The organism is Knoellia locipacati, from assembly GCF_044791685.1.
In the GTDB taxonomy this organism is placed as follows: domain Bacteria; phylum Actinomycetota; class Actinomycetes; order Actinomycetales; family Dermatophilaceae; genus Knoellia; species Knoellia locipacati_A.
In genome coordinates, this window is the sequence record NZ_CP087730.1 from 3,248,473 (window position 1) to 3,264,900 (window position 16,428).

Annotated in this window: 17 protein-coding genes, 2 tRNA genes and 2 pseudogenes; 9 read left to right on the top strand and 12 right to left on the bottom strand. The window is 70.1% G+C overall.

Annotated elements, in window-relative coordinates; all coding sequences use genetic code 11:
- Positions 1–11 precede the first annotated feature (11 nt).
- On the top strand, positions 12–1,238 hold the full coding sequence (locus LL946_RS15200) for a deoxyguanosinetriphosphate triphosphohydrolase (RefSeq protein WP_404382096.1): 1,227 nt from the start codon (positions 12–14) through the stop codon (positions 1,236–1,238).
- 21 nt (positions 1,239–1,259) lie between these two features.
- Here the strand turns inward: LL946_RS15200 and LL946_RS15205 are convergent, their stop codons facing one another.
- Positions 1,260–1,817, bottom strand: a complete 558-nt coding sequence (locus tag LL946_RS15205; protein WP_404382098.1) for a dihydrofolate reductase family protein — start codon at positions 1,815–1,817, stop codon at positions 1,260–1,262.
- 337 nt (positions 1,818–2,154) lie between these two features.
- Between LL946_RS15205 and dnaG the strand changes: the two are divergent.
- Positions 2,155–3,330: pseudogene (gene dnaG, locus LL946_RS15210) on the top strand (DNA primase); the annotation flags it as partial.
- Here dnaG and LL946_RS15215 read toward each other — a convergent pair.
- A pseudogene (locus LL946_RS15215) lies at positions 3,314–3,376 on the bottom strand (hypothetical protein); the annotation flags it as partial. The pseudogenes dnaG and LL946_RS15215 overlap by 17 nt on opposite strands.
- A 188-nt stretch (positions 3,377–3,564) precedes the next feature.
- Between LL946_RS15215 and LL946_RS15220 the strand changes: the two are divergent.
- The 3 genes from LL946_RS15220 to LL946_RS15230 all read left to right on the top strand — a co-directional run bounded on the left by LL946_RS15220 (position 3,565) and on the right by LL946_RS15230 (position 4,761).
- Complete coding sequence (locus LL946_RS15220) at positions 3,565–4,038, top strand: hypothetical protein (protein ID WP_404386923.1); 474 nt, start codon at positions 3,565–3,567, stop codon at positions 4,036–4,038.
- On the top strand, positions 4,035–4,553 hold the full coding sequence (locus tag LL946_RS15225) for a hypothetical protein (RefSeq protein WP_404382100.1): 519 nt from the start codon (positions 4,035–4,037) through the stop codon (positions 4,551–4,553). The genes LL946_RS15220 and LL946_RS15225 overlap by 4 nt, the downstream gene beginning before the upstream one ends.
- Before the next feature lie 132 nt (positions 4,554–4,685).
- A tRNA-Asn gene (locus LL946_RS15230) sits at positions 4,686–4,761 on the top strand.
- Between the two features lie 65 nt (positions 4,762–4,826).
- Here LL946_RS15230 and LL946_RS15235 read toward each other — a convergent pair.
- From LL946_RS15235 to LL946_RS15250, 4 genes are all read right to left on the bottom strand, one after another.
- On the bottom strand, positions 4,827–5,729 hold the full coding sequence (locus LL946_RS15235; protein ID WP_404382102.1) for an amino acid ABC transporter permease: 903 nt from the start codon (positions 5,727–5,729) through the stop codon (positions 4,827–4,829).
- Positions 5,726–6,391, bottom strand: coding sequence for an amino acid ABC transporter permease (locus LL946_RS15240; protein WP_404382104.1), 666 nt, complete (start codon positions 6,389–6,391; stop codon positions 5,726–5,728). The genes LL946_RS15235 and LL946_RS15240 overlap by 4 nt, the downstream gene beginning before the upstream one ends.
- 90 nt (positions 6,392–6,481) lie before the next feature.
- Positions 6,482–7,333, bottom strand: a complete 852-nt coding sequence (locus LL946_RS15245) for a glutamate ABC transporter substrate-binding protein (protein WP_404382106.1) — start codon at positions 7,331–7,333, stop codon at positions 6,482–6,484.
- 24 nt (positions 7,334–7,357) lie between these two features.
- Positions 7,358–8,098: an amino acid ABC transporter ATP-binding protein gene (locus LL946_RS15250; RefSeq protein ID WP_404382108.1), complete on the bottom strand. Its 741-nt coding sequence runs from the start codon at positions 8,096–8,098 to the stop codon at positions 7,358–7,360.
- A 139-nt stretch (positions 8,099–8,237) separates the two neighbouring features.
- Between LL946_RS15250 and LL946_RS15255 the strand changes: the two genes are divergently transcribed.
- Together LL946_RS15255 and LL946_RS15260 are read left to right on the top strand one after the other, a co-directional pair.
- Positions 8,238–8,314: transfer RNA gene (locus tag LL946_RS15255), tRNA-Ile, on the top strand.
- Between the two features lie 128 nt (positions 8,315–8,442).
- Complete coding sequence (locus tag LL946_RS15260) at positions 8,443–9,330, top strand: hypothetical protein (RefSeq protein ID WP_404382110.1); 888 nt, start codon at positions 8,443–8,445, stop codon at positions 9,328–9,330.
- Between the two features lie 102 nt (positions 9,331–9,432).
- Here the strand turns inward: LL946_RS15260 and LL946_RS15265 are convergent, their stop codons facing one another.
- Positions 9,433–9,582: a hypothetical protein gene (locus LL946_RS15265; RefSeq protein WP_404382112.1), complete on the bottom strand. Its 150-nt coding sequence runs from the start codon at positions 9,580–9,582 to the stop codon at positions 9,433–9,435.
- A gap of 28 nt (positions 9,583–9,610) precedes the next feature.
- On the opposite strand from LL946_RS15265, the gene LL946_RS15270 reads away from it, so the two are divergent.
- Positions 9,611–10,060 carry a class F sortase gene (locus tag LL946_RS15270; RefSeq protein WP_404382114.1) on the top strand — a complete coding sequence of 150 codons (450 nt, stop codon included), beginning with the start codon at positions 9,611–9,613 and terminating at the stop codon, positions 10,058–10,060.
- A 139-nt stretch (positions 10,061–10,199) separates the two neighbouring features.
- Here LL946_RS15270 and LL946_RS15275 read toward each other — a convergent pair whose 3' ends face one another.
- Complete coding sequence (locus LL946_RS15275; protein WP_404382116.1) at positions 10,200–11,369, bottom strand: hypothetical protein; 1,170 nt, start codon at positions 11,367–11,369, stop codon at positions 10,200–10,202.
- Positions 11,370–11,706: 337 nt separating this feature from the next.
- On the opposite strand from LL946_RS15275, the gene LL946_RS15280 reads away from it, so the two are divergent.
- Positions 11,707–12,222: a DUF3145 domain-containing protein gene (locus tag LL946_RS15280; protein WP_404382118.1), complete on the top strand. Its 516-nt coding sequence runs from the start codon at positions 11,707–11,709 to the stop codon at positions 12,220–12,222.
- Between the two features lie 82 nt (positions 12,223–12,304).
- On the opposite strand, the gene LL946_RS15285 is transcribed toward LL946_RS15280, so the two are convergent.
- The 4 genes from LL946_RS15285 to LL946_RS15300 form a co-directional block, all read right to left on the bottom strand.
- Positions 12,305–13,753 carry an acyl-CoA carboxylase subunit beta gene (locus LL946_RS15285; RefSeq protein WP_404382120.1) on the bottom strand — a complete coding sequence of 483 codons (1,449 nt, stop codon included), beginning with the start codon at positions 13,751–13,753 and terminating at the stop codon, positions 12,305–12,307.
- A complete protein-coding gene (gene fabF / locus LL946_RS15290; RefSeq protein WP_404382122.1) occupies positions 13,753–14,997 on the bottom strand; it encodes a beta-ketoacyl-ACP synthase II in 1,245 nt (414 codons plus the stop codon). Before fabF ends, LL946_RS15285 begins: the two co-directional genes overlap by 1 nt.
- Positions 14,998–15,081: 84 nt before the next feature.
- Positions 15,082–15,330 (bottom strand): acyl carrier protein, encoded by a 249-nt coding sequence (locus LL946_RS15295; RefSeq protein WP_035946101.1) that lies wholly within the window; start codon positions 15,328–15,330, stop codon positions 15,082–15,084.
- A 95-nt stretch (positions 15,331–15,425) separates the two neighbouring features.
- The gene (locus tag LL946_RS15300; RefSeq protein WP_404382124.1) at positions 15,426–16,427 is read right to left on the bottom strand and encodes a beta-ketoacyl-ACP synthase III; all 1,002 of its coding nucleotides are present in this window, start codon (positions 16,425–16,427) and stop codon (positions 15,426–15,428) included.
- Between the last annotated feature and the right edge of the window lies 1 nt (position 16,428).

Here is a 16,428-nt window from a genome sequence, read left to right on the forward strand (position 1 = left end):
GTGTCGTGCGCGTGACGTACACAGCCCGCGACCAGGAGCGCTGGGTCGCCGAGGACCCGGCGCACAAGCGTGCCGACCGCGACGACTTCGCCCGCGACCGCGCCCGGCTGGTGCACTCGGCCTCGCTCCGCCGCCTGTCCGCCAAGACCCAGGTCCTCCAGCCCGGCAGCGACGACTTCATCCGCAACCGGCTCACGCACAGCCTCGAGGTCGCGCAGATCGGTCGCGAGTTCGGCGCCGCACTGGGCTGCGACGCCGACGTCGTCGACACGGCCTGCCTCGCGCACGACCTCGGTCACCCGCCGTTCGGGCACAACGGCGAGACCGCCCTCAACGAGGTCGCGGCGGGCATCGGTGGCTTCGAGGGCAACGCGCAGACCCTGCGCATCCTCACCCGGCTCGAGCCGAAGCGGTTCCACGCCGACGGCCGACCCGCCGGGCTCAACCTCACCCGGGCCTCGCTCGACGCGACGACGAAGTACCCGTGGTCGCGCGGGGAGTCCCCCTCACCGACGCCGAAGTTCGGTGTCTACGCCGACGACCTCGACGTCTTCGAGTGGTTCCGGCAGGGTGCTCCCAGCGGGCAGCGGGCGTTCGAGGCCGAGGTCATGGACTGGTCCGACGACGTCGCCTACTCCGTGCACGACGTCGAGGACGCCATCGCCTCGCGTCGGCTCGACCCGAGGTCGCTGCGCGACGGCTCCGACGTCGACGCCGTCCTCGACGTCGCGACGGCGTCCTATGCCGTGGACCTGCGCCGCGACGACCTCGGGTCCGCGCTGGAACGGATCCTGGCCACGGGAACGGTGCCGACGGCATACGAAGGCACGCGCAGCGACCTCGCGCACCTCAAGGACATGACGTCGCGGATCATCGGGCGCTTCGTGCACTCGGTGGAGACCGCCACCCGTGACCGGCACGGCACCGGCGCGCTCGTACGCCACGAGGCCGACCTCGTCGTCCCGGTCGCCACCCGTGCCGAGTGCGCTGTCCTCAAGGCGGTCGCGGCGCACTTCGTCATGAACGTCGCCGAACGCGTCGAGCTCATGGCGGGGGAGCGCGACGTCATCGCAGACCTGGTCGACGCCTACCTGCAGGACCCGACGCGACTCGACCCGGACCTGCTGGCCGACCACGAGTCCGCGCCCGACGAGGGGGCGGCGCTGCGGGTCGTCGTCGACCAGGTCGCGTCGCTCACGGACGTGCGGGCCCTGGAGCTGCACCGGCGTTGGTGCTGACGGCGCGCCCGCAGGGTCGCGTCAGCGGACGACGTCGAGGACGTTGAGCTGGACCCCGTTGCCGTATGCCGCGTGCTCGGTGAGCCTGACCTTCGCCTTGTCGGCCTCGGTCGAGAAGAGCCGCTTGCCGCTGCCCAGGAGGACGGGGAAGACGAGCAGGTGGTAGCGGTCGACGAGACCGGCCGCGGCCAGCCCCTGGGCGAGGGTGGCGCTGGCGTGGACGAGGATCGTCCCCGGCTCGTCGGACTCCCTGAGGGCGGCAACCTCGTCGAGGCCGCGCAGCACCGTGGTGTTGTTCCACTCGGGGTCGGTGAGCGTGCTCGAGACGACGTACTTGGGCATCGCGTTGTAGTCGGCGAACTCCTCCATCGTCGGCCAGACCGGCGCGAACTCGTCGTAGCTCTGCCGGCCGAGGAGGAGGCAGCCCGCCTCCTCCTGCTCGCGACCCTTGATCTCGTAGGCGGCCTCGTCGAACTCGACGTCCTTGAACGTCCAGCCGGCGTGCGGGTGCTCGCCCCCGCCGGGGGAGTCGATGACGCCGTCGAGGGAGATGAACTCGGAGACGATGAGAGTGCGCATGGTGCGGATCCTTCCAAGCTGGTGCGGTCCCGGTGAGGGTGGTCATCCCTTCCACGAACGGGATGTCGCCGATACGACAACCCGGCCGGAAGATCTCGCGGTCCGATGCCGCCGGCCACGACCGCCGCGCCGCCGGCGCTTGCGTCCGCAGTTCCGGGGGCCATGTCGTCGGGTCGCCGGACGCAGCGGGTGGGGACGGGGACCGACCCGAGGAAGTCTCGGGACGGCATACTGAAGCCTCACACCGGAGCACACGAGGACGGAGGCGCGAGTGGCAGGGCGGATCAACGCTGACGACGTGCAGTCCGTCAAGGAGCGCTCCTCGATCGAGGACGTCGTGCGTGACCACGTGACGCTCCGCCCGGCCGGTGTCGGCTCCCTCAAGGGACTGTGCCCCTTCCACGACGAGAAGACCCCGTCGTTCACCGTGCGCCCGGCCGTCGGCGCCTACCACTGCTTCGGCTGCGGCGAGGGCGGCGACGTCATCTCGTTCGTGCAGAAGGTCGAGCACCTGACGTTCTCCGAGTCCGTCGAGCGGCTCGCGGCCAAGATCGGCATGGAGCTGCGCTACGAGGAGGGCGGCGGGCCCCGCTCCGAGGGCGGGCTCGGCCGGCGCTCGCGGCTCATCGAGGCCCACCGGGTCGCCGAGGAGTTCTACGCCTCGATCCTCATCGGCCGACCCGATGCCCGGCCGGGACGCGACTTCATGCGCGACCGCGGCTTCGACGGCAAGGTCGCCGAGCGCTTCGGCATGGGCTTCGCACCCCGAGGAGGTGAGGAGCTGACGCGGCACCTGCGCGAGAAGGGCTTCACCGAGGACGAGATGGTCACAGCCGGGCTGTCCGGGCGGGGGAGCCGTGGCCTCTACGACCGCTTCCGCGGCCGACTCGTCTGGCCGATCCGCGACGTCACCGGTGACACGGTCGGCTTCGGCGCGCGGCGGCTGCTCGACGACGACCGGATCGCCGCGAAGTACCTCAACACCTCCGAGACCCCGATCTACAAGAAGTCGATGGTGCTCTACGGCCTCGACGTCGCGAAGAAGTCAATCGCCAGCGAGCGGCGCGCCGTCATCGTCGAGGGCTACACCGACGTCATGGCCGCCCAGCTCTCCGGCGTCGAGGGTGCGGTGGCCACCTGCGGCACGGCGTTCGGCGTCGACCACATCAAGATCCTGCGCCGCATCATGCGTGACGAGGCCGACGGCGCCCCTGCCAAGGTGATCTTCACGTTCGACGGCGACGCGGCCGGTCAGAAGGCGGCGATGAAGGCGTTCGGCGAGGACCAGCGATGGGCCTCGCAGTCGTTCGTCGCGGTCGCCCCGGACGGCATGGACCCGTGCGACCTGCGGCTGGCCAAGGGCGACGAGGCGGTCAAGGCGCTCGTCGAGGACGCCGTCCCGATGTTCGAGTTCGCGGTGCGCACCACGATCAAGCGCTTCGACCTCGAGACCGCCGAGGGCCGCGTCCAGGCGATGCAGGCGGTGGCGCCGATCATCAACTCGATCCGCGACTCGTCGCTGCGCCCCGAGTACATGCGGACCGTCGCCGGCATGCTCGGCGTCGAGGTCGAACAGGTGCGCAGCGAGGTGCAGCGGGCCGGGCGGATCAAGGCCCGAGAGGCCAACGAGAGCCCCTCCGGTCGACCGGGAGACCGCACCCCTGCCTCCACCGACGACGTGCCCGAGCCCAACGCCCAGGAGGGCGCGGCCGCCATGCCCGTCCCCAACCTGCGCGACCCGGTCGTCATGACCGAGCGCCAGCTGCTCCAGGCCCTGCTCCAGTACCCCACCCGCTTCAGCACCGAGACGATCGACGCGCTGCCGTCCGTGGCGTTCACGGCTCCGGCCCATGCGGCGATCTTCGACGGGGTCCGGTCGGTGGCCGGGCGCGCCTCCGCGCTCTCGACGGCCGGGTGGACCGCAGCGGTCGCCGAGGCCGGGCCGCTCGCCGTCCGCGGCCTGCTCGCCGAGCTCTCGGTCGCCCCCCTGCCGACCAAGGTCGACCCCACGACCGGGCTCCCGCCGCAGCGCTACCTCGACTCGCTCGTCATCGGCGTGCACGACGCCGGGCTGAGCCGCCAGATCGCCGACGAGACCGCAGCCATCCGCCGGCTGCAGAACTCACCCGAACCCGCACCGGAGGCCATCCGTGAACGTTCCCGCAAGCTCATCGAGCTCGAGATGAGCCGGGCCCGGCTGCGCGATCGGCTCACCTCGTGAAGCTCGGCCGCCTGGGCCGTCGCGGCCCCGACGTCCCCGACGAGGTCGCGTCCGTCCTCGGTGACCGCGCCCGCGTCGTGCTCAGCGTCGCTCGTGACGAGCGCACGACCGCGCACCTCGTCGCGACCACGACCCACGTGTATGCCGTCCTCGCCGGTGCCGTGGTCCTCGAACGCCCGTGGCACATGGTCGACACCGGCTCGTGGGACGACCAGAGCCGCCGGCTCACCGTGCAGTGGGTCGACCGGGCTCCGGCCTCGGTGTGGGAGATCGAGCTGCCCTCGACCTTCCCGCAGGTGCTGCGCGAGCGCGTCCAGGCCACGGTCGTCCTCTCCGACGAGGTCGACCTCGGGGCCAAACGGCGGGCCCGCGTCGTCGTGCGCAAGGACCTCGAGACGCAGGCGCTGCTCGGTCAGACGATCCTCGGTCGTGGCGTGCGCTCGACCGACCCGGGAGTGCGCGAGGAGACGCGTGCGGCCCTCGACCGGCTGCGTGAGCAGGTCGGGCTCGACTGACTGCGGCGCCCGCCGGCGAGCGCCGGGAGCCGTTTTCGTGACTGGCCCCACCCTTTGCTATCGTTGCGCAGCGCGCCGCCCGCGGCACGTCACGCAGCCGCACGACACAGAGTCAGCGTCGTGCGAATGCATTCCCCTGTAGCTCAATTGGCAGAGCAGCCGACTGTTAATCGGCAGGTTGTTGGTTCGAGTCCAACCGGGGGAGCCAACCGCGAAGGGCCCGGATCCGCACTGGATCCGGGCCCTTCGACGTGGTCTCCGTCGTGCCGTCCGTCAGGGGCGGCCGGGGACCCCGTCTGCGGCGGCGGAGGGTTCGGCGGCCGCGGGGTCGGGCCCGCCCGGAGCGTGCAGCGTGGTCCGGCCACGTCGCGAGAGCCGCTTCTCCACGGTGACCGCCAGTCGCGAGAGCAGGTAGTTCATCGTGATGAAGAGGATGGCCGCCACGATGTACGCGGGCACCGTGTTGGTGAATGCCGAGCCCAGCGTCTTGGACCACGTGAGCAGCTCGGTGTAGGTGATGGCCGTCCCGAGCGCCGAGTCCTTGAGCACCGTGACGAACTGGCCGATGAGCGCGGGCAGCATCGCCGTGAGGGCCTGGGGGAGCTGGATCGAGCGGAGCACCTGTCCGGTCGTCAGCCCGACCGACAGTCCGGCCTCGCCCTGGCCCTTGGGCAGGGAGTAGACGCCGGAGCGGACGAGCTCGGCGATGACGGCTCCGTTGTAGAGCGTCAGGGCGGTGACCACGGCCGCCAGCGGGTTGAGGTCGCTGGCGAAGATGCCGTTGCGGGTGTAGATGCCGAAGGCGAAGATCATCATGATGAGCACGGGCACCGCGCGGAAGAACTCCACGACGACGCCGCACACCCAGCGCACCGGCGCGACGGACGACAGGCGCCCGATGCCGAAGACCAGCCCGAACGCTCCGGCGAACACGATCGAGAGCAGCGCTGCCTTGATGGTGCCCCACAGGCCCTTGAGCAGGTAGTCGCGCCAGACCGAGCGGTCGGTGAAGAAGGGCTCCCACATGTAGCCCTGCAGCTGGTTCGCCGTCTGCATCTTGCGGAAGACGAAGTAGAGCGCAGCCAGGGCGAGCAGGGCGCCGACGCCCGCCAGCAGCGCGTGCCGACGGCGTGCCCTGGGACCCGGGGCGTCGAAGAGGACGGACTGGGCGCTCATCGCTTCACCGCCAGGCGACGGGACATGCTCGTGAAGAAGAGGCCGAGCGGCAACGTCAGGATGACGAAGCCGATGGCGAAGATGAGGAACACGCTGATCCGGCTGCCTTCGTTCTCGATGACGGTCGACATGAGGTTGGCTGCCTCCCCGGCGCCGATCACCGCCGCGACCGTGCTGTTCTTGACGAGGGCGATGATGGTCGACCCGATCGGGGCGATCGAGCCGCGGAACGCCTGGGGCAGGAGCACGTGCCGCATGCTCTGGCTGAAGGTCAGGCCGATCGCGCGGGCGGCCTCGGCCTGGCCGGCGGGCACGGTGTTGACCCCGGAGCGCAGCGCCTCGCAGATGAAGGCCCCGTGGTAGACCGACAGCATCACGGCGGCCCAGCGGAAGACGTTGCTGCTGATGTCCTCGGAGTTGAGCTGGATGCCCAGGATGAAGGTCAGCCCGAGGATGCTGAACACCATGAGCAGGGTGAGCGGGGTGTTGCGGAACGTGTTGACGTACCACGTCCCCATCCACTGGAAGACGCGGACCGGGGACAGCCGCAGGATGGCGACGATGGTCCCGAGCAGGAGAGCGCCCACGGTTCCGAGCGCCGACAGCTTGATGGTGCCCCAGAAGGCTGCCAACACGTCGTAGTCGGACAGGATCTCTTGCATGCAGGGACCTTTCCTTGAGTGGACGTCGTCAGGGCTCAGGTGTGCCGCCCGCCCGGGTGAGCGGGCGGCATACCCGAAGACCTCAGTGGGTCAGGAGCAGGCGTCCGGCTTCGGCGGGTTGGTGGCGGTGTCCACCTTGAACCCGGCCGGGCCGAGGTTGGCGTCGACGGCCTTCTGCCAGTCACCGGACTCGACCATCTTGGTGAGGGCGGTGTTGATCTTCTCGCAGAGGGCGGTGTCGCCCTTCTTGATGCCGACGCCGTAGCGCTCCTCGGAGAAGGTCTTGCCGACGACCTTGAGCTTGCCCTTGTACTGCTCCTGCGAGGCGTAGCCGGCGAGGATCGTGTTGTCCGTCGTCAGGGCGTCGACACCCTTGGACACGAGGGCCGCCACGCACTCGGAGTAGGTGCCGAACTCCTGGAGCTGGACGCCGGGGTACTTGTCCTTGACCTTCTGGGCGGACGTGGACCCGGTGACCGAGCACAGCTTCTTGCCGGCCAGGGTCTCGGGACCCGTGATCGAGCTGTCGTCACCGCGGACGAGGAGGTCCTGGCCGGCGATGAAGTACGGGCCGGCGAAGGAGACGGTTGCCTTGCGCTTGTCCGTGATCGAGTAGGTCGCGAAGATCATGTCGACCTGGCCGGTGGAGAGGAGCGTCTCGCGCTGGGCGGAGGGGGACTGGACCCAGGTGATGTCGCCCTCGGAGCTGCCGAGCTCCTTGGCGACGTACTTGGCGACGTCGACGTCGAGGCCGGCGTAGTCGCTGCCCTTCTTGAGGCCGAGGCCGGGCTGGTCGAACTTGATGCCGATCTTGACGGGCTTGCCGGCGGCGGTGCCGCCGGAGTCCGCGGTGTCACCGTCGTCGGCGCTGTCGCCGCAGGCAGCGAGACCGAGCGTGAGCACCGACGCGGCGAGAAGCCCGCTGAGCTGACGAATCTTCATGTGTTTCCTCCTGTTGGGACTGATTCAGTGCGTGAGGATCTTGCCGAGGAAGTCCTTGGCCCGGTCGCTCTTGGGGTGGGTGAAGAACTCCTCGGGGGTGTTCTCCTCGACGATCTGGCCGCCGTCCATGAAGACGACCCGGTTGGCTGCCTTGCGGGCGAAGCCCATCTCGTGGGTCACGACGACCATCGTCATGCCCTCCTTGGCGAGGCCGACCATGACGTCGAGGACCTCGTTGATCATCTCGGGGTCGAGGGCCGAGGTCGGCTCGTCGAAGAGCATGACCTTCGGGTTCATCGCGAGGGAGCGCGCGATCGCGACGCGCTGCTGCTGGCCGCCGGAGAGCTGGGCCGGGAACTTCTGGGCCTGCTGGGCGACGCCGACGCGCTCGAGGAGCTCCATGCCGCGCTTCTCGGCGTCGGCCTTCTTCTGGTTGCGGACCTTGATCGGGCCGAGGGTGACGTTGTCGAGGATCGTCTTGTGCGCGAAGAGGTTGAACGACTGGAAGACCATGCCGACGTCGGCGCGCAGCTCGGCGAGGGCCTTGCCCTCCTCGGGCAGCTTCTTGCCGTCGATCGTGATCGTGCCGGACTCGATCGTCTCGAGCCGGTTGATGGCGCGGCACAGCGTCGACTTGCCGGACCCGGACGGGCCGATGACGACGACCACCTCGCCCTTGCCGATCTCCATGTTGATCTCGCGCAGGACGTGGAGGTCGCCGAAGTGCTTGTTGACGTCCTGAAGGACGACCAGAGGCTCAGTCATGACCGGAAACCTACCGCCACGCAGCCTCCGCCACGCGTGACTGGCCCGATGCGACACCGATTCGCAACGTCGTCGCTTCGCTCCGAATGCGGCGTATGCCGGGTGCTCCCCTCCCGCAGGTAGGCTCGGCTCCGCTTCAGGGGCGGTAGCTCAGTCGGTCAGAGCAGCGGACTCATAATCCGTCGGTCCTCGGTTCAAGCCCGAGTCGCCCCACCACTGACGGTCCACCGCAGACGCCATCCGCGCGTGGAGGCCCTCGCGATCCTCATTATTCTCAATGGCCTGAGGGCGAGACGGCGCACGGCTAGGGTCGGCGCCATACTCCCACGGACAAAGGATCTCCCATGCTCGCTCCGAACCTGCGCCGCGCCTCGGTGGCCACTGCGACCATGACGCTCGCCGGTCTGGGCTTCCTGACCACCGCGCCCGTCCACGCCGCCAGCGCCGAGCTCGACTTCACCTGCACGCTGTTCGGTTTCCCCGAACTTCCCGAGGGGACGGAACTCGGCGCCGAGGAGCGCAGGATGCTGGACGCCGCCCGTGAGGGCGAGGCCTCCCTCGACGCACTCGCGGACGAGATCCCCGAGGTCATCGAGATCCCGGGCCTGAAGCTCAGCGCCTCGTTCGACTCGGCGATCGCTGACGGCGCCACCACCACGGCGCCCTCGACCGTGCAGCTCGAGCCGGTCAAGGGAGCGATCGTCCTGTCCGCGGAGGCTGTCGCCGAGATCCGAAAGCTCGGCCTCACCGAGGGCGTGGCCGGCGCCTTGCTCCTCGCGGGCATCGAGGAGACGGGAGCGGACAGCGAGACCGACTTCTTCTTCGACGCCGTCAGCCTCCCGGAGTCGGGATCACTGACGCTGTCGACGGACGACGGGTACGCCGAGCCGTTCCGCGCGAACGCTGCTGGCACGTTCACCTACGTCGCCGGCGACATGGAGCTCTTCATCGCCTCCGAGGACGAGGAGAGCGTGATGTTCGCGGGCTTCTCGTGTGTCCCCGACGAGGGCCAGGACCTGACGATCGACCAGATCGTCGCCACCGGCGCCCCGACCACGACCCCGACTCCGACGCCCAGTGCTCCCGGGCCGGTCCGCCCCGACGTGGTCCAGACCGACGCGGCGCAGCCGACGTCTCCCACCTGGCTGCCCCTGACCGCCGCCGGTATCGGCTCGGTCCTCCTGTTCGGTGCCGCCTCACAGCTCGTCGGTCGTGCCGGTCGTCGCCACTGACAGACGCCGCACGACCGGTGCGGTGGCGGCCCTCGCTGTGGGGACTGCCCTGATCGCGTGGGGCCTGACCTTCCGTCCCGACTCACCCGAGTCCGGGGCCGGTCAGGCACTCGCGCAGGTCACCGGCTCGCCGACGTCGTCGTCCTCGGCCACGCCCACCACGGCCGGCACCCCGACTTCGAGGACGACACCCTCCCCGTCGCCATCTCCCTCCGGCTCGGCCTCCGCTGCGCCGAGGTTCGGCCCCTCCACGGTCAAACCTGAGGGAAGCCCCCGGCGAGTGGTGGTCGTCAGCACGTCCGGTCGGGTGCTCGTCGACGCCGAGCTGGTGCCTGACCGGCTCGACGCCGACGGCGTGCTCGCTCCGCCGTTCGGGGTTGCGGGCTGGTACGCGGAGAAGGGGTGGCCGAAACCCGGCTGGCCGGGAGCGTCCATTCTGGCCGGGCACATCAACCGCCGGTCGCCCTCGGTGCAGCTCGACACCTTCGGGCGCCTCACCGAAGTTCGGGCGGGGGACCGCATCACGGTCGTCTACAGCTCGGGCCAGTCCGTCACCTTCGTGGCGACCAGGTCGAAGGCCCTGTCGAAGAGGGCCGTGCCGCGCGACGACTCCATCTGGGACGCCGCCAACCCCGAGCCCGTCCTTCGCCTCATCACCTGCGACCCCACCACGCCCGTCAAGGGTGGCCACTACGAGGGCAACTGGGTCGTCTGGGCCTCCCTGGCCTGACCGCGAGCCGAGGCGCGGCTGCGAGTCAGGCATCGCATCGTGGCCCGGTCGCCTCCCACCCCTGCTCCGGCGCGACCGGACTGCGGGGAGGCGTGACGAGGGGGCCGACCCCAGCGGGCCGGCCCCCTCGTCACGTGGCTCAGCAGCCCCTGGGCTTCTTGCAGGTGGTGGTGGCGGTCGTGGCCGTCCGGGCGTTGACGTTGAGACCGTCAAGCTTGACGATCGTGGCGTTGAGGCGCTGACCGAGGTAGATCGTGCCGTTGTGCACGCCGATCGACCACGCGAGGTCCGGCGTCTGGGCCAGTCCCTGCCACGTGAGGCCGTCCGCGCTGCGGAAGATGCCATGGCCAGCGAGGGCGTAGATGTAGCCGTCGCCGGGGATGTCGAAGTCACGAACGTTGCCGTAGGTCATCGGCAGCACCGGGGTCATCTTGCGACCGTCGAAGGCGATGAGGCCCTTGAGGTAGTTCGGGCAGAGGATCAGGCCCTTGAAGACCTCGACCGAGCGCGCCTCGACGGCGTGGCAGGGCGTCATGGCCAGGCTCGTCCAGCGAGAGCCGTCGAAGACGCGCACCGGCGGGTCCTCGGTGACGCCCTGGGCCTGCATGTACATCTTGCCGTTGAGAGCGGCCGCCCAGTAGTAGCGCTCGTAGCCGGTCTCGGTGACGGAGGTGTCCTTGCTGACGAGGGACCAGGTCGCGCCGCCGTTGGTCGACCGGTAGGCGGCGGCGCCGCCCTTGGTCCCCACGACGTTCTTGGCCGAGCCGACCATCCACAGGTCGGAGCCGTTGAGGCTCGCGACGTCGTAGACGTGCTCGGCAGGAGCCTTGTACTCGTTGGTCCACACGCCGCTGGCGTTGGTCGAGAAACCCTGCTTGGCGGTGGCCGAGCCGGTCGGGTCCGTCCACGGCGCGTACATCTTGCCGTTGATCTTGCGGTAGGTGGTGATCTCCTCGGTGGGGGCGGTCAGGCCCGACTCCGCGAAGGTCCGGGTCACCGGGTCGAACGTGCTCACCTTGGTCGGCCCGGAGTTCTCCAGGTAGTCGCCGTGGCCGACGTAGAACTTCCCGTTGTCCATCGTCAGGCTTCGGATGGTCTTGCCCGACGCGGTCGTCTTGGCCGCAGCCTGCGGGCTGATTCCGACGACCGAGGTCGAGTAGGTCGGGAGGACCATCGGGGTCGGACTGGTGGGGGCGGGCTTCGCGGCGCTGGCCGGGGCGGCGGACAGGGCCAGGACGCAGCCCAGGCTCGTAGCGCCTGCGGCGAGCGCAGACAGCAGTGGACGGGGGGACAGGGCGGGGGATCCCATCGTGGGCGCTCCTCGGGTTCAGGGGTTGACCCGAACGGGTCAGGGCCAATAGTCAAGGTGAGGAGGGGTTTAGGCAACTCAGAACGCCCAAATGACCCAGAATGACTATAGGGTGCGCTCTTCACGTTTTGACGTGGTTCCGCGTGTTCCTGGTGGTGCCAATGGGAGTTCTGCGGCATGATGAGGCCCACGGTTCACGAGTTCGCTCGTGAGGCGACAAACAGCGGCGCGTGACGCGCCCTCACAGCAAGCTGGCCGGCATACAGATCTGTTGCCTCCGAAGGACCACGTGCGACGGCGTTGGGGAAGACGTCCCTTGCACACCAAGGAGGCCAGGATGTCTGTCGCGACGCGACGTGTGTCGACCCGGGGAGTGGTGTTCATCCACTCGGCCCCGGCAGCGCTGTGCCCCCACATCGTGTGGGCGCTCGAGTCCGCCACGGGCTTGCGCGTCACCATCGACTGGTCTGCGCAGCCCGCGGCTCCCGGCCTCAAGCGGGGTGAGTTCTCGTGGATCGGTGAGCAGGGCACCGGTGCGCGGATCGCGTCGACGCTGCGCGGCTGGCAGGGGCTGCGCTACGAGGTCACCGAGGACCCGAGCGCGGGCTGCGACGGCTCACGCTGGTCGCACACGCCGAGCCTGGGCATCCATCACGCCACGACGTCTGCGAGCGGCGACGCGGTCATCAACGAGGAGCGGCTCAAGGAGATCCTCCTGCTGGCCCAGGGCTCGCCCGACGCCATCGAGGAGATGATCGAGGAGGTGCTCGGCACCGACTGGGACAACGAGCTCGAGCCGTTCCGCTACGCCGGGGACGGCGCACCCGTCCGCTGGTTGCACCAGGTCGGCTGACCGCAGCACCACGGCACCACCCGCGTACGTCGCGAGGCCCGCTCCGGTACAGGGGGAGCGGGCCTCGCGTCGTGGGTGCCCCTCAGAGGGGGATGTTGCCGTGGTCCCCGCGCCGTTGGGGCGCCTCGGCGATGGCCCTGGCCAGGGCGGAGCGGGTCACGCTGGGCTCGACGATCTCGTCGACCACGCCGATCTCGACGGCGCGGGAGAGGCCACCCGACATGAGGTCGTGCTCGGCGGCCAGCTGCTGCTCGACGGCCGCACGCTCGGCGTCGTCGACCTCGGCCAGGCGGCGGCGGTGCAGGATCCGGATCGCGGCGACCGAACCCATGACCGCGACGTGCGCCGTCGGCCAGGCGAAGACCTTGGTCGCACCCAAGGAGCGCGCGTTCATCGCGATGTAGGCGCCGCCGTAGGTCTTGCGGGTCACGAGGGTCACGCGCGGCACGGTGGCCTCGGCGAAGGCGTGGAGAAGCTTGGCGCCGCGTCGCACGACTCCGTCCCACTCCTGGCCGACGCCGGGGAGGTAGCCGGGGACGTCGACGAGCACGATGAGCGGCACGCCGAACGCGTCGCACATGCGCACGAAGCGCGCGGCCTTCTCGGCGCTGGGTGAGTCGAGGCAGCCGCCGAGGCGCATCGGGTTGTTGGCGATGACACCGACGGTGCGCCCACCGAACCGGCCGAGCTGGGTGACGATGTTCGGCGCCCACCGCGGGTGCAGCTCGATCGAGTCGGCGCCCTTGTCGAGGACGTTGTCGACGACGGGGTGCACGTCGTAGGCGCGCTTGGCCGACTCGGGGAAGGTCTCCTCGAGGTCGAAGTCCTCGACGCCGGCGACGTCGAGCGTGCCCTGGTCGGCGAGGAGCGAGCAGAGCTGGCGGCCGCGCTCGTAGGCCTGCTCGGTGGACTCGGTGACGACGTGGACGACGCCGCTGCGTCGGCCGTGCGGCTCCGGCCCGCCGAGGCGCAGGGCGTCGACGGCCTCGCCGGTGACGGAGCGGACGACGTCCGGTCCGGTGACGAAGATCCGGCCGTCGGGTGCGAGGACGACGATGTCGGTGAGCGCGGGCCCGTAGGCGGCACCACCGGCGGCGGCGCCGATGACGACCGAGATCTGCGGGATCTTGCCGGACGCGCGCGTCATGATGGCGAAGACCTCGCCGACGGCGTGCAGGCTGACGACGCCCTCCGGCAGTCGCGCGCCTCCCGAGTGCCAGATGCCGACGACCGGTATGCCGTCCGCGAGCGCGCGCTCGTAGGCCGTGAGGACGACCTTGCAGCCGGCGACGCCCATGGCCCCGCCCATGATCGTGGCGTCGGAGCAGAAGGCGGCGACGGGCGTGCCTTGGCAGGTGCCGACCGCGGCGAGCATGCCGGAGTCGTCCTCGGGGCTGATGAGCTCGAGGGAGCCCTCGTCGAAGAAGGCGGCGAGCCGCAGGCGGGGGTTGCGCGGGTCGGTGGCGCGGTCGGGCTTGGGCTTGGTCGCCGCGGACGCGGTGGCGGAGGCCTCGTTGGGCTGGTGGGCCATCAGATGCTCTTCACGGCGAGGGCCACGTTGTGACCGCCGAAGCCGAACGAGTTGTTGAGGGCCGCGATGTCGCCCTCGGGGAGCTTGCGGTGCTCGCCGCGCACGACGTCGAGGTGGATCTCGGGGTCGAGGTTCTCGATGTTGATCGTGGCCGGGGCGATCCGGTGGTGCACGGAGAGGATCGTGAAGAGTGCCTCCAGTGCGCCCGCGGCGCCCAGCAGGTGACCGGTCATCGACTTCGTACCGCTGACGCACATGCCGTCGGTCGCGTCGCCGAAGGCCCGCCGGATGGCGTTGGCCTCGGCGACGTCGCCGACGGGCGTCGAGGTGGCGTGGGCGTTGATGTGGACGATGTCGGCGGCGGTGATGCCGGCGCGCTGCACGGCCTCGCGCATGGCGCGTGACGCTCCGGCGCCCTCGGGCTCGGGCGCGGTGATGTGGTGGGCGTCGGACGACATGCCGGCCGGTGCGAGCTCGGCGTAGATCCTGGCTCCGCGGGCCCTGGCGTGCTCCTCGGACTCGAGGACGATCACCGCGGCACCCTCACCCATGACGAAGCCGTCACGGGCGGTGTCGTAGGGGCGCGAAGCGTGCGCCGGGTCGTCGTTGCGCGTCGAGAGCGCCTGCATCTGGGTGAAGCCGGCGAAGGGCAGCGGGTGGATCGCGGCCTCGGTGCCACCGGCGATGACGATGTCGGCGCGGCCGGAGAGGATCTGGTCGACGGCAAGGCCCATGGACTCGGCGCCGGAGGCGCAGGCCGAGACGGCCGTGTGCGCGCCTGCCCGGGCGCCGAGGGCGAGCGAGACGTTGCCGCTGCTCGTGTTGGGCATGAGCATCGGGACGGCGAGCGGGAAGACCCGGCGCACGCCCTTCTCACGCAGGTTGTCCCACTGTGCCAGCAGGGTGTGGACGCCGCCGATGCCCGTGCCGATGGCGACCATGAAGCGCTCGGGGTCGACCTCGGGGCTGCCGGCGTCGGCCCACGCCTCGCGCGAGGCGACCATGGCGTACTGCGCGCTCGGGTCCATCCGGCGGCACTCGACCTTGGTGAGGACCTCTTCGGGCGAGGTGTGGATGGTGGCGGCGAAGGTGACGGGGAGCTCGTACTTCTCGACCCAGTCCTCGGTGAGGGGGCGGGCGCCGGGGGTGCCGGCCAGGATCGCGTCCCACGTGTCGGTGATCGTCCCACCGAGCGGGGTGGTGGCTCCGAGTCCGGTGACGACGACGCGACGTTCGGTGCTCATGTTCGATGACTCCTTGGGCGGTGGGACGGTCCCGGTGCCGCCCTCGACTCTGGTGAGGGCGGCACCCGACGGATCAGCTGCGGATCAGCTCTGGTTGGACTGGATGAACGAGACGGCGTCGCCGACGGTGCGGAGGTTCTTGACCTCGTCGTCGGGGATGCGCACGCCGAACTTCTCCTCGGCGTTGACGACGATCGTCATCATCGACAGCGAGTCGATGTCGAGGTCGTCGGTGAACGCCTTGTCGCTCTGGACGCTCTCCGGGTCGAGGCCGGTCTCTTCGTTGACGATCTCTGCGAGACCCGCGAGGATCTCCTGCTCGCTCTGAGCCATGTCCTGCTCCTTCATGGTTCGAGTCCGCCGGGTGCGGACACTCTGGGATGGGGTGGTGCTGTGGTCCTTGGTGACCCGTGGACCGCGGGAGTCTTCTAGGGAAGGACGACGACCTGGGCGGCATACGAAAGGCCGGCGCCGAAGCCGATCTGCAGTGCGAGCCCACCGCGGGGGGCGAGGCCCTCGCGCAGCAGTCGCTCGGTCGCGAGGGGCACGGACGCGGCCGAGGTGTTCGCCGAGTCGACGATGTCGCGCGCGACGGCCACGTGTTCGGGGAGGCCGAGCTGCTTGCACATGGCGTCGATGATGCGGACGTTGGCCTGGTGGGGGATGAAGGCGTCGAGCTGGTCGACGGTGACCCCGGCGACCTCGAGGGCTCGTTGGGCCACGGGCGCCATGCTCCACACCGCCCAGCGGAAGACCCGCTGGCCCTGCATACCGATGGTCGGCCAGTCGAGCTTCTGCTCGTGGACGTCGATCCAGCTCTCGTTCTGCGCGATGACGTCCCACTTGTCGCCTTCGGAGCCCCAGACCGTGGGACCGATGCCCGGCGTGTCGGAGCCGGTGACGATCGCGGCACCGGCGCCGTCGCCGAAGATGAAGGCCGTGCCGCGGTCGGTACGACTGGTGAAGTCCGAGAGGCGCTCGACGCCGACGACCGCGACGTTGCGGGCGCTGCCACCGCGCACCATGTCGCTCGCCAGGGCGATGCCGTGGCAGTAGCCGGCACAGGCGGCGGAGATGTCGAACGCGACCGGCTTGTCCATGCCCATGCGGTCGGCGAGGGCGGGTGCGGCAGCGGGGGTCTGGTAGGGGTGGGACACCGTCGCGAGGACGACGGCGTCGATCTCCCCGGCCTCCATGCCTGCCATCTCGAGGGCGCCGTTGACCGCGGCCTCAGACATGTCGATGACGCTCTCGCCCTCGCCGGCGAAGTGACGGGTCTTGATGCCGGAGCGCTCCTGGATCCACTTGTCCGAGGAGTCGATGGCCTCGATGATCTCGGAGTTGGGGACGACGCGTCGCGGCCGGTAGGCGCCCACACCGGAGATCCGGGCGTGTGCCGAGCCGGTGGCGGGGGTGATGAGTCCGGCCATG